The following is a 12,011-nucleotide window of genomic DNA, read 5'->3' on the forward strand; positions in this document are numbered from 1 at the left end:
CGGGCCTACTCCGGGTAACAACCGACGGTGAGTCCGACGGTCGCGGCGACGTAACTGCCGAAGGTGATGTACGAGCCGTCGGCCGCGAACATCCGGACGGCGAGACCGGTATCCGGAGGCAGCACATGACGACCGTGGAAGCCCGCCCGCGCGGCGGTGTCCTCGAAGACCCTGGCCGCACGGTCCAGTTCGTCGACCGGCACCGGCCTGCCCGAGCCGTGGATCGGGAGGTGCACCGTCAGGCCCGAGGTGCCGTCGGGCAGCGTGCATCCCGCGGTGGTGCTCGCGTACTTCGGTTCGAAGCGCACGCTGGGGAACTCGGCGGACAGCGCGGTGAGGACGTCGCGCTGCACGGCGGTGTAGAACTCGACCGCGCCCGCGCTGGTCGTGGCGACCGGTTCGGGCATCGCGACCGGGGTCACCGTGGTGGTGCACGCCGCGAGCAGTGCTGCCGGAACGACGACGCACGCCCCGAGCCGAGAACTCCACACAGAGGTCACGGCGTACTCCGTTCTGCGGTGCCCGCGACGACACCGGCGATGTGGTGGGAACTCGACGTTCCGGGGGTGAGATACGAGCTGTGGCCGGTGATGCCCGCGAGCGGGACTCCGGCGGTGGTGGTGCCCGGACCGGCGGGAAGATGCGTCAGGCCGTCGAGGAAGCTCGGGTCGCCACCGAAGGTTCCGACGTCGGCGACGATGTCGCGCTCGGCTTCGACGAGATAGGCGGAGTCGGGCGGGATCCGCAGGTCGGTCACGTCGCCGGTCCCGATCCCCGGAGCCCCGACGAACACCGCGGCATCGACCGCACCGGTCTCCCTCAGCGCCAGACCAGAGACGACGGCCCCGTAGGAATGCCCGACCGTGGTGATACGCGGGTCGTCGGGACGCGAGGCCGCGATGCCGTCGAGGAAGTCGACCAGGCGAGGCGCGGCGATCCGGGCGGCGAGGTCGGAGACCGGACTGCGCTCGGTGAACGCGAGACCCCATCCCCATTGGGGAGCCTGGTAATTCAGCCAGGTGACCGCCGCGACGGAGGGATCGCCGCCGGTGAGGTGGAGCCGAGCGGCGTCGCGCAGCGCCGCGACCTGCGTGTCGTAGCCCTGCAGATTGCCCTGCACGGTCGAGCCGGCGCCGGGGACGAAGACGGCCAGGTGCTCGGCGGTGTCGACGTCCCCGACGGCCACCGCCGCCATCGCTTCGCGTCCGGACAGGTCGAGGGCGAGCAATTGCCGGTCGCCGTGGGCGAGGGTCGCGTCGATCGCGGCGAGGGCCTCGATCTTCCGCACCGTCTGTTCGAGCCCGGCATCGGCGTCGGTGAACAGTCCGGTGACGCCGAGACTGTCGATCACGGTGCCACCGAGGAACATCGCGTCGAGTTCGGCCCGCAGTTGTGTCGCGACGGATTCGAGGCGGCGACGTTCGTCGTCGAGCAGGGCACGATTGGCGAGATCGCGAACCGCAGCGGGTAGTCCGTCGAGGGCGCCGATCCGTTCGGGATGTTCGGCGACCAGCGCGGTGCGTGCCGTGTCGTCGAGACCGTTCCACCACTGCGCGACCTGCACGGGATCGGTGGCCGGATCCGGCAGGACCGGCAGCGTCGTCGATCCGGACCGCGCGATCGCGGTATGTAGGCGACCCTGTTCGCCGAGAACCGTTCCCGGCGGATCGGATTCGACACTCAGGCGAGCGGCGGCCTCGCGGTCGAGCCCATCGGCACGGACGAGCAGCGATCGCAGCGACGCCGCGAGCAATTCGTCGGCGTCGAGCGGGAAACCCCGCGCAGCGGCCCTGGTCTGCAGCTCGCCCAGTTCGGAGTGCAGTGCCCGCAGTCGCGGCACGACGAACCGCGCACATGCGGACACGCGCCGATACGACTCGGCCTGTGCCGCGAGATCCCGCCCGTACGAGGCGAATGCGGACATCGCTCCGTCATGCGCCGCACCGCTCCAGGCGTCGCCGAAGGACGCCGACCGCGCGACGTCGCCGGCCACGGCGTCGACGGCATCGGCACATGCCGCGAGCTCGGTCGCCGTGCGCTCGAGCGCATCCGGATCCCACCCCGCCAGATCGTCCACCTGCACATCACCACCCCCTGCCGCGGAAGCATAAGGGGCACCGACGACGGCCGGNGACAACTCCACTGCCTGTGGACAACTCGTGTCCACCTGCACTTTCTGCCTACATGTCGCTGATCGCTTCGAGCGGCGGCGTCTTCGCCGCCCGCTGCCCGGGCCACAGCGCCGCGAGGACACCGATGATGCCGGACGCGACGAGCATGCCGACGACCTGCGACCACGGCACCGAGATGATGTCGAGTCCCTGATCGGCGAGGGTGCGTACGAACGCCCAGCCGAACGCGAGACCGAGCACGACACCCACGACCGCGCCGAAGACCGCGATGAGCAGCGACTCCAGGTAGATCGTGCGACGCACCTGGGCGCGTTGCATACCGACGGCGCGGAGCATGCCGATTTCCCGCCGCCGTTCCACCACCGACAGCGCGAGGGTGTTGACGATGCCGAGGATGGCGATGACTACGGCGAGGGCGAGCAGGCCGTAGAGGATCGCGAGGAGCATGTCGATCTGCTGCGCCTGCTGACCCTTGAACTGCTCACGGTCGAGGACCTGCACGATCACGTAGTCCTTGACGGCCTCCTCGATCGACGCGCGCACGGTCTCCGGATCGGCACCGTCGACGGTGTTCATGAGGACGACGAGCGCCGACCGGTTGTTCGGCGGCGTGAACTGCTCGAACAGCTCCTGCGAGACGACCCACGGACCGATCAGCTGGTTGTCGGCGAAGATGCCGGCGACCGTGGTGTCGACGGTGTCGCCGTCGCGACTGGTGAGCGGAACGGTGGAGCCCACTTCCCAGCCGTGGTCGTCCGCCGAGGCCTGCGAGACGAGAATCTCGTTCCCGGTCACCTCGAAGGCTCCCGCGACCATGTCCAGGTCGAGAACGTCCTGGAGGGGCCCGCCCGCTCCGGTGCCGAACTCGAAGTCCTCGTCGATCTTGGCCTGCACGCCGTAGGCGGGCACGACCTCCTCGATGCCGTCCACTCCGCGGACCGCCTCGGCGGCGGGGGCCGGGACACCGAACATCTGCGGCCCGGTGAGCATGAAGTCCGCCTCGACCCCGTTGTCGACGAGCGCGTCGACACTGGCCTTCGCCGACGACCCGAATACCCCGATGACGGAGACGAGCATCAGTCCCAGGGTGAGGGCGAACGCGGTCGCGGCGGTGCGACGCGGATTGCGGGTCGCATTGGTGCGCGCGAGCCGGCCGATCGCCCCGAACGGCCGAGCGAAGACCGCACCGAGCGCGTTCACGACGGGCCGGGACAACGCCGGCGCCGCGAACAGCACCGACAGGATCAGCAGGAAGGCGCCGATACCGACGGTCGCAGCCGCGCCGCCACCGACCTGCTGTGCGCCCACCACGACGAGTGCCGCACCGACGATCGCGCAGAGCACACCGATGATCGTGCGGATGCGCAGCGACTCGACGGTCGCTGTGGATTCCTCGCGCATCGCGGCGACGGGCGGAACGTGGGTCGCGCGCCGCGCCGGGGCGTAGGCGCTGACCATCGTCACGACCACGCCGACGAGCAGCGCGACGATCACGGTGCGCGGGGACAACTGCAGCGGGCCCGACGGCAGTCCGAGATCCGCGGCGTTCAGTGCCGCGCGCAGACCGTAGGCGAGCGCGACGCCCGCGGCGATACCGATGATGCTGCCGATCAGACCGACGACGAAGGCCTCGAGGGTGACCGACCGGCCGACCTGCTTGCGGCTCGCGCCGATCGCGCGGAGCAGGGCGAGTTCGCGTAGTCGCTGGGCGACGATCATCGAGAAGGTGTTGTAGATGATGAACGTGCCGACGAGCAGTGCGATCGCGCCGAACGCGAGCAGGAAGTAGTTGAGGAAGTTCAGGGCCTCGGCGACCTGAGACTTGGTCTCCTCGGTGACCTCGGCTCCGGTCTGCACCTTCAGCTCGGGCAGCGCTGCCGCAATCTCGTCGCGCAGCTGCTCGGGCGAGAGCGAACCGTCGCCTGCGACGTCGAGGAAGCCGATGTGCCGGCCGTCGGTGAACAGCTGGGAGGCCTGTTCCTCGGTGAACAACGCACCGATGTAGCCGCCGGTGTCGGTCTCGAGTTCGTAGATGCCGCTGACGGTCACCGGCACCATGCCCTGCGAGATGGTGAGCACGGTCGTGCTGTCGCCGATCGAGAGATCACCGCGTTCGGCCGCGCTCTCGTTGAGCGCGATCTGCCCGCTCTCCGCGGGTGGTCCACCGGCCACGAAGGTCTCCGGTTCGCCGACGAGACGGTCGGGCGGGATGTAGGCGTAACCCTCGGCGGGTGCGCCTCCGGTCTGGATCGCGGCGCCCTCGGAGTCGAGGACGATGATGCCGCCACCGATCGACGGGGACGTGCGCTCGACGCCGGGGAGGGCGACGACCTGGTCGACGGCCTCGATCGGGACACCGCTGGTGCCGTACTGCTCGGTGCTGACGCGGACGTCGACGCCCTGGGCGACGTCGCCGAAGATGCCGTCGAAGGTGCGCTGCAGTGTGTCGGTGAAGACGAACGAACCGGTGATGAANTTCCGCCACGGGAGCCGCGGAGGCGGGATCGAACTGTTTCATCCGGTCGAGCACTCGTTCGGCCGTCGGTTCGCGCATCTCGTCGACGATGCGTCCGTCGGCGAGGAACACCACGCGGTCGGCGTAGCCGGCGGCACGCGGGTCGTGGGTGACGATCACGACGGTCTGGTCGAACTCGTCGACGGCCGCCCGCAGGATGGACAGCACCTCACCGGACGAGCGGGAGTCGAGGTTGCCGGTCGGCTCGTCGCCGAAGATGATCTCCGGCCGGCCCGCGAGGGCACGCGCGCACGCGACACGCTGCTGCTGGCCACCGGACAATTCGCCGGGGCGGTGTCCGAGACGGTCGGTGAGACCGAGACGGGTGACGACGGTGTCGAGCCATTCCTGATCGATCTTGCGGCCCGCGATATCCACCGGCAGGGTGATGTTCTCGAGCGCGGTGAGGGTGGGGACGAGGTTGAACGCCTGGAAGACGAAGCCGATGCGGTCGCGCCGCAGCTGGGTCATCCCCTTGTCGGACAGGGTCGTCAGATCGGTGTCGCCGATGAAGACCGCTCCGGAGGTCGCGCTGTCGAGACCTGCGAGGCAGTGCATGAGGGTCGACTTGCCCGATCCGGAGGGACCCATGATCGCGGTGAACTCACCGGCGGCGAAATCCGCGGTCACACCGTCGAGGGCGTGTACCGCGGTTTCTCCGGTTCCGTAGATCTTCTTCAGGTCCTGGGCGCGGGCTGCTGGGGCCGAGTGCAGTGGCATGCACCCATCTTCCCGGTGCCGGGACCACCGCACCATCGGGGATGACCCCGATCTTCGATTCGGGGATACGGGTGTATGCCGGGGCGGTGGCTCAGGCCCAGCGTGCCTGACCCCCGTCCAGCGGGATCGTCGCGCCGGTGAGATAGCGTGCGTCGTCGCTCACAATCCACGCCACGGCGCGCCCGATGTCCTCTTCGGGGTCGCCGATGCGGCGGAGCGGGATGGTTTGCACGAACTCGGCGGCCTCCTCCGGGTTCTTCTCCGTCCACCATTTCAGGCCCGGCGAAAGGGCGTGCGGGGCGATGGCATTGACTCGGATGCCGTCGACTCCCCATTCGGATGCCGCGGTGCGGGTCAGCGACCGCAGTGCCTCCTTGGTCGAGGCGTAGCCGCCGTAACCACTCGCGTCCCAGCGCACCGCGGCGGAGGTGACCATGTTGACGATCGACCCGCCACCGCGTTCCTTCATGATCGGGTGGACGAGTTGCATGGCGTGCAGCGCGGCGAGCGGACCCGAGCGGTACGCCTTCTCCAGCACGGCCGGCTTCAGGTCGAGCAGCGGCCCGAGCGGATTGAAGCTCGCGTTGTTGACGAGGATGTCGACACCTCCGAAGGCTCTGACCGTGCGGTCCACCGCGGCGGCGATCGCATCCGGATCGGCGATGTCGCACACGACCGGCTCGGCGGTGCCACCGAAGGCGCGGATCTGCTCGGCGGTGTCGATCAGCTTCGACTCGGTCCGGCCGGCGACCGCGATGGCCACACCTTGGCGGGCCAGCGCGAACGCAACCCCCTGACCGACCCCCTGACCTGCGCCGGTGATCAGCGCGACCCTGCCGTCGAGTTTGCCGCCTTCGAGTGTGCCCATGCGAGGAGTCGAGCAGATTCCGGGCACGTCCGGGTATTGCGGTCCCGGTCGGCGGGACACTGCCCTAACCTGTGGCACATGCGGATAGGTGCGCACGTCCGGCAGGACGACGATCCCATCGGTCAGGGCGAACATCTCGGTGCCGATCTGGTGCAGGTGTTCCTGTCGGACCCGCAGAAATGGACGAAGCCCGGTGAGCATCCGCGCACCGAGGAGATCCTCGCATCGGACGTCGACGTGGTGGTGCACTCGCCGTACGTCATCAACGTAGCGAGCCTGAACAACAGGGTGCGGATGCCGTCGCGCAAGGCCGTCGCCGACCACGCCGAGGCGGCCGCGCGTATCGGTGCGCTCGGGCTGGTGGTCCACGGCGGGCACGTGCGCGCGGGTGAGGATGTCGCCGCCGGGGTGGAGAACTGGCGCAAGCTGTTCGAACGGCAGGAGGACAAGGGCGGGTTCGGGGTGCCGATCCTCGTCGAGAACACGGCGGGCGGCGACTTCGCGATGGCCCGCTACATCGACGCGATCGGACGTCTGTGGGACGCCATCGGCGACTACGGTCCCGGCTTCTGCCTCGACACCTGCCACGCCTGGGCGGGCGGTGAGGATCTCGTCGGTGTCGTCGAACGGGTGCGTGCGGTCACCGGCCGGATCGATTTGGTGCACCTGAACAATTCGCGTGACGAGTTCGATTCGGCCCGCGACCGGCACGCCAATCTCGCCGACGGGCAGATCGATCCGCAGTTGCTCGCGGAGATCGCGGTGCAGGCCGACGCACCGATCGTGCTCGAGACCCCGGCGGAGGGACTCGCCGAGGACATCGCCTTCCTGCGGGAGCACTCGACCTGACGACACACTCCGTTCTACGTTTGCGTCGTGCGCGGACCGATGCACCGTGTCGACGGCGCGCCTCTGTCTCCGACCGAAGCGCACGCCCCCGAAGCTGCGGTCACATGCCGGGCAGGTCGCCGGTCAGATAGCGCTGCACAGTGGGGGCGACGATCTCGACGAGCTGCTCCGACGACATCGACGCGAGCGGTTCGAGTCCGATGATGTAGCGCACCAGCATGATCCCGGTCATCTGGGTGGCCACCAGTTCGGCCCGCAGCCGGCCGGTGCCGACGGGACGGTCGATACGCTCGAACAGCGGTGCGAGCGCGACTTCCAGCAGGAACGAGCGGATCAGACCGCTGTCGCCCCCGGCGATCTGCGCACGGAACATCGCCACGGCCGCGTCGCGGTGCGGGGAGTCCCACACACCGAGAAGGGCGGTCGTGAGGGCACGGCCGAGATTTTCGGGTTCGGCCGCGTAGACGGGGGCGAGGACGTCGCGCGGATCGACCGGCAGCGCGATGGACGCGGTGAACAGCTGCAGCTTGGTGCCGAAGTAGTGGTGCACGAGCGCCGGGTCCACCCCTGCACGGGCCGCTACCGCACGCACCGTCGTCTTGTCGAAACCGTTGGCGGCAAACAGTTCCCGGGCGCTCGCGAGGATGTCACCGCGCGCGCCCGAGTTCCCGGGACGGCGGCCGGGGCGCCGCGTCCCGGCCTCGCTCGTCACGGGGTGCGACGGCGCAGCGTCGCCGCACCGAGTGTGAGGGCCGCGGCGGCGAACGCCGCGACGACGATCAGATCCCGCACCATGACGGCGGTGACCCCCGGATTCACGGTGATCTCCTGCAGCGCCTCCACCGCGTAGCTCAACGGCAGTGCGTTGCTGATCCAGCGCAGCCAGTCGGGCAGATCGTCCCGGGCGACGAGCAACCCGCACAGCAGGAACTGCGGAATGACGATCACCGGCATGAACTGCACGGCCTGGAACTCGGTGCGGGCGAAGGCGCTGCACAACAGCCCCAGGGAGACCCCGAGGACGGCGACGAGAACCGCGACGACCAGCACCCACAGCACCGATCCGGCGCTGGTGACGTCGAGCAGCCAGAAGGCCACCACGCATGCGAGACCGGCTTGGACGGCCGCCGCGAGCGAGAAAGCGCTGCCGTNCCGGCGAGCAGGTCGAGTTTCGTCAGCGGTGTCGTGAGTAGCCGTTCGAGGGTGCCCGAACTGCGCTCGCGTTGCATCGCGATGGAGGTGACCAGGAACATCACGACGAACGGGAGGATCCCGAGCATCGTGACGGCGATCCGGTCGAACAGCGAGACTCCGCCCGGACCGGTGGGGGCGTTCTGGTACATGAAGTACAGCAGCGTCATCAGCAGGCTCGGGACGAGCACGATCATCGCGACGGTGCGATGGTCGGCTCGCAACTGACGCAGGATGCGGGTGGTCGTGGTGGCATAGATGACGGCGCTCACGGTCGTGCTCCCGTCCGGTTCCGGATGAGTCGGAGAAAAGCGTTCTCGAGGCCCGTCTCCCCCGTCTGTTCGCGCAGTTCGACCGGGGTCAGCTGGGCCACCAGTCGGCCTTCGCGCAGGAGGACGAGCTCGTCGCAGTGGCCGGCCTCGTCCATGACGTGGCTCGACACGAGCAGGGTGGTGCCGCGGTCGGCGAGTGCGCGGAAGTGCTCCCACAGCTCGGCGCGCAGCAGTGGATCGAGTCCGACGGTGGGTTCGTCGAGCACGAGCAGTTCGGGATCGCCCACCAGCGCACACGCGAGCGACACCCGGCCCATTTGACCGCCGGAGAGGGCCGCCGTCCGGTTGCCGGCGTGGTCGGTGAGCCCGACCGCCGCGAGGGTGTCGGCGACCGCGGCGCCCTTCCGCCCGTAGAGGGAGGCGAAATAGGAGACGTTCTCGGTGACGGTCAGGTCGGGGTAGACGCTCGGCGACTGGGTGACGTAACCGATGCGGCGGCGCAGTTCGGCGCTGCCCGCGCGCAGGCCCAGCACCGTGACCGTGCCGGATTCGACGATCTGGGTGCCGACGATCGTGCGCATCAGGGTGGTCTTCCCGCAGCCCGAGGGGCCGAGCAGTCCGGTGATCGCCCCGCGCGGGACGCGCACGCTCACGTCCTCGAGAGCTCGATGGGTGCCACGCCGAACGTGCAGATCGCGGATGTCGACAGCGTCGGAGATGTGGTCGATGGCCATGATCCACTCAATTCATCGAGTGTTGAAATCATCCTTGGATGAATTGTGCGCCTCACGTCTCGATCCGGTCAACCCCCGCGAGCGTCGCCAGTGGCCGACGGGAGCTCCGACGTACCATGAGTCCCATGAAGCACACGCGTCTCGCCCTGGCCGTCACCGCAACATCACTGGTCCTGGCGGGATGCTCCGCCGGTGCCGACGAGCCCGCACCCTCCCCCGCCGTCTCGGTCGACACGCCGACGTCCTCGGCTCCCGAGACCACCACCTCCGACGAGGTCCCGCGCGACGCGCGCGAGAAGGTCTCCCCGGCCGGAGAGGGCGCAAAACTCACGGTCGTCGACATCCGCACCGGACGTCACGAGGGCTTCGACCGCGTGGTCTACGAACTCGGCGGCGAGGGCACACCGGGGTGGCGGGTCGGCTACGTCGACGAGGCACTCCAGCAGGGCAGCGGCAACGAGGTCCCCGTCGCCGGCGACGCCGTGCTGCAGGTGCTCATCGACGGCTCGGCCTATCCGTTCGACAGCGGTGTCGAGCAGTACGCCGGCCCGGATCCCGTGCTCGCCGATGCCGGCGGATCCGTGGTGGAGGTCAGCGGGTCCGGCGTCTTCGAAGGTGTCACCCAGTCGTTCATCGGCGTCGCCGCGCACGGCACGCCGTTCTCGGTGTACTCCCTCACCGGACCGACCCGCGTGGTGATCGACGTGGCTCGCTGACGCCTCGTCCTGTCGTGGTGCGAGCCTAGGCTTGACCTCGAGCGCACTCGAGGTCCTAGCCTCGGCTGCGACCCGAGGAGGCCGACACCATGAGCATGGAAGTCACCGCGTGGAACGCGATGTACAACGCGATGCACGCCGAGAGCGACCGCAGGCCGTTCTCCCGAGCGAGCCTACGGCGGATCGCCGAGTTCGCCCGGCCGCACCGCCGTAACATCACCTTCTATCTCGTCCTGAGCGTGACCATCGCGGCGCTCGGCGTCGCGACACCGGTACTCGCGGGCCGGGTGATCGACGCGATCGTCGACGGCGCTGCGGTCTCGGTCGTGGTGCTGCTCGCGGTGATCATCGCCGCGATCGCACTGATCGAGGCCGGCCTCGGGATCGCGAACCGCTGGTTGTCGGCGAGCATCGGCGAGGATCTCATCCTCGATCTGCGCACCACGGTCTTCGACCACGTGCAGCGCATGCCGGTCGCCTTCTTCACGAGAACCCGTACGGGCGCGCTCGTCTCGCGCCTGAACAACGACGTCATCGGTGCGCAGCGTGCCTTCAGCGACACCCTGTCCGGCGTGGTGGGCAACATCGTCACCCTCGCGATCACTCTCGTGGTGATGATCGGGATCTCCTGGCAGATCACCCTTCTCGCACTTCTGCTGCTCCCGATCTTCGTGATTCCCGCCCGGCACATGGGCGCCCGGCTCGCGCAGCTCAGCCGGGAGGCCGCCAACCACAACTCGGTGATGAACACGCAGATGACCGAACGGTTCTCGGCTCCAGGCGCCACCCTGGTCAAGCTGTTCGGCCGTCCGGCGCAGGAGTCGAGGGAGTTCGCCGTCCGGGCGACGCGGGTCCGCGACATCGGGGTGCGCACCGCGATGCTGCAGAGCGTGTTCGTCACGGCCCTGACGCTGGTGTCCGCGCTCGCGCTCGCGCTCGTCTACGGCCTCGGCGGTTTCTACGCCCTGCGGGATCAACTCGATCCCGGTTCGGTGGTCGCGATGGCGATGCTCCTCACGCGCCTGTACTCGCCGCTGACGGCGCTGGCCAGTGCCCGCATGGACGTCATGAGTGCGATGGTGAGCTTCGAGCGGGTCTTCGAGATCCTCGATCTGAAACCGCTGATCGAGCAGTCGCCCGACGCCCGGCCGGTGCCCGACGGTCCGGTCTCGGTGGAACTCCGGGATGTCACCTTCGCGTATCCGTCCGCCGACAAGGTCTCGCTCGCCTCCCTCGAGGAGGTCGCGGTGCTCGATTCGCGGGGCGGCGAAGAGGTGCTGCGCGACGTGTCGTTCCGCGTGGAACCGGGCCGGATGATCGCACTGGTCGGATCGTCCGGCGCGGGCAAATCGACCATCGCACAACTGATCCCGCGATTGTACGATGTCGATTCCGGCGCCGTGCTGCTCGGCGGAGCGGACGTCCGCGAACTGACCGCCGACTCGATCCGCGCGACGGTCGGGCTGGTCACCCAGGACGGTCACCTGTTCCACGACACGGTCCGCAACAACCTGCTGCTCGCCCGCCCCGAAGCCGGCGAGGACGAACTGTGGGACGCCCTACGTCGCGCACGCCTCGAGCCCCTGATCGCGTCGTTGCCGAACGGACTCGACACGGTCGTCGGCGAACGCGGCTACCGGCTCTCGGGTGGTGAGCGTCAGCGGCTGACGATCGCGCGACTGCTGCTCGCCCATCCGCGGGTGGTGATCCTGGACGAGGCCACCGCCCATCTCGATTCGACCTCGGAGGCCGCTGTGCAGGAGGCGTTGACCGAGGCGCTCGAGGGTCGCACGTCGGTGGTCATCGCGCACCGCCTGTCGACCATCCGCGCCGCCGACGAGATCCTGGTCGTCGAGGCCGGGCGCATCGTCGAACGCGGCAACCACGACGATCTCCTGGCGGCGGGCGGCCGCTACGCGGAGCTGTACCGCACGCAGTTCGCCGATTCGGGACCGAAGGTATCGGTGGGAACCCCCATACTCGACGCATGAGCGCCGGGACGTCGACGGTGCCA

Annotated in this window: 10 protein-coding genes and 2 pseudogenes; 3 read left to right on the forward strand and 9 right to left on the reverse strand. The window is 69.0% G+C overall.

The window, feature by feature from the left end:
* Positions 1–5 precede the first annotated feature (5 nt).
* The 5 genes and pseudogenes from QR64_RS16455 to QR64_RS16475 form a co-directional block, all read right to left on the reverse strand.
* Positions 6–500: an LppA family lipoprotein gene (locus QR64_RS16455; protein WP_006553933.1), complete on the reverse strand. Its 495-nt coding sequence runs from the start codon at positions 498–500 to the stop codon at positions 6–8.
* Positions 497–2,131: alpha/beta hydrolase (locus QR64_RS16460; protein WP_318025582.1), on the reverse strand; the 1,635-nt coding region annotated here is incomplete at its 5' end. The genes QR64_RS16460 and QR64_RS16455, both read right to left, overlap by 4 nt.
* Before the next feature lie 49 nt (positions 2,132–2,180).
* On the reverse strand, positions 2,181–4,607 hold a 2,427-nt coding region (locus QR64_RS16465; protein WP_039586416.1), incomplete at its 5' end, for an ABC transporter permease.
* 1 nt (position 4,608) lies between these two features.
* Positions 4,609–5,367 (reverse strand): annotated as a pseudogene (locus QR64_RS16470) (ABC transporter ATP-binding protein); the annotation flags it as partial.
* A gap of 91 nt (positions 5,368–5,458) precedes the next feature.
* Positions 5,459–6,235 carry an SDR family NAD(P)-dependent oxidoreductase gene (locus QR64_RS16475; RefSeq protein WP_006553929.1) on the reverse strand — a complete coding sequence of 259 codons (777 nt, stop codon included), beginning with the start codon at positions 6,233–6,235 and terminating at the stop codon, positions 5,459–5,461.
* Positions 6,236–6,313: 78 nt separating this feature from the next.
* Here QR64_RS16475 and QR64_RS16480 point away from each other — a divergent pair, with 78 nt between their 5' ends.
* Positions 6,314–7,084, forward strand: a complete 771-nt coding sequence (locus QR64_RS16480) for a deoxyribonuclease IV (RefSeq protein WP_006553928.1) — start codon at positions 6,314–6,316, stop codon at positions 7,082–7,084.
* A 100-nt stretch (positions 7,085–7,184) separates the two neighbouring features.
* On the opposite strand, the gene QR64_RS16485 is transcribed toward QR64_RS16480, so the two are convergent.
* The 4 genes and pseudogenes from QR64_RS16485 to QR64_RS16495 form a co-directional block, all read right to left on the reverse strand.
* Positions 7,185–7,796 (reverse strand): TetR family transcriptional regulator, encoded by a 612-nt coding sequence (locus QR64_RS16485; RefSeq protein ID WP_006553927.1) that lies wholly within the window; start codon positions 7,794–7,796, stop codon positions 7,185–7,187.
* On the reverse strand, positions 7,793–8,235 hold a 443-nt coding region (locus tag QR64_RS28095), incomplete at its 5' end, for an ABC transporter permease (RefSeq protein WP_235367189.1). The genes QR64_RS16485 and QR64_RS28095, both read right to left, overlap by 4 nt.
* Before the next feature lies 1 nt (position 8,236).
* Positions 8,237–8,547 (reverse strand): annotated as a pseudogene (locus QR64_RS28100) (ABC transporter permease); the annotation flags it as partial.
* Positions 8,544–9,281: an ABC transporter ATP-binding protein gene (locus QR64_RS16495; protein ID WP_019288102.1), complete on the reverse strand. Its 738-nt coding sequence runs from the start codon at positions 9,279–9,281 to the stop codon at positions 8,544–8,546. The gene QR64_RS16495 and the pseudogene QR64_RS28100, both read right to left, overlap by 4 nt.
* A 125-nt stretch (positions 9,282–9,406) precedes the next feature.
* Here QR64_RS16495 and QR64_RS16500 point away from each other — a divergent pair, with 125 nt between their 5' ends.
* Together QR64_RS16500 and QR64_RS16505 are read left to right on the forward strand one after the other, a co-directional pair.
* Positions 9,407–9,997: a hypothetical protein gene (locus QR64_RS16500; RefSeq protein WP_039586263.1), complete on the forward strand. Its 591-nt coding sequence runs from the start codon at positions 9,407–9,409 to the stop codon at positions 9,995–9,997.
* Between the two features lie 89 nt (positions 9,998–10,086).
* Positions 10,087–11,988 carry an ABC transporter ATP-binding protein gene (locus tag QR64_RS16505; RefSeq protein ID WP_039586264.1) on the forward strand — a complete coding sequence of 634 codons (1,902 nt, stop codon included), beginning with the start codon at positions 10,087–10,089 and terminating at the stop codon, positions 11,986–11,988.
* Positions 11,989–12,011: the final 23 nt, after the last annotated feature.

Source organism: Rhodococcus sp. Chr-9 (assembly GCF_000801125.1).
Taxonomy (GTDB): Bacteria; Actinomycetota; Actinomycetes; order Mycobacteriales; family Mycobacteriaceae; genus Rhodococcus; species Rhodococcus pyridinivorans.

Coding starts and splice junctions, on each gene's coding strand:
- QR64_RS16500 (WP_039586263.1), top strand. CDS start 9,407: ATGAAGCACACGCGTCTCGCCCTGGCCGTCACCGCAACATCACTGGTC.
- QR64_RS16495 (WP_019288102.1), bottom strand. CDS start 9,281: ATGGCCATCGACCACATCTCCGACGCTGTCGACATCCGCGATCTGCAC.
- QR64_RS16505 (WP_039586264.1), top strand. CDS start 10,087: ATGAGCATGGAAGTCACCGCGTGGAACGCGATGTACAACGCGATGCAC.
- QR64_RS16475 (WP_006553929.1), bottom strand. CDS start 6,235: ATGGGCACACTCGAAGGCGGCAAACTCGACGGCAGGGTCGCGCTGATC.
- QR64_RS16480 (WP_006553928.1), top strand. CDS start 6,314: ATGCGGATAGGTGCGCACGTCCGGCAGGACGACGATCCCATCGGTCAG.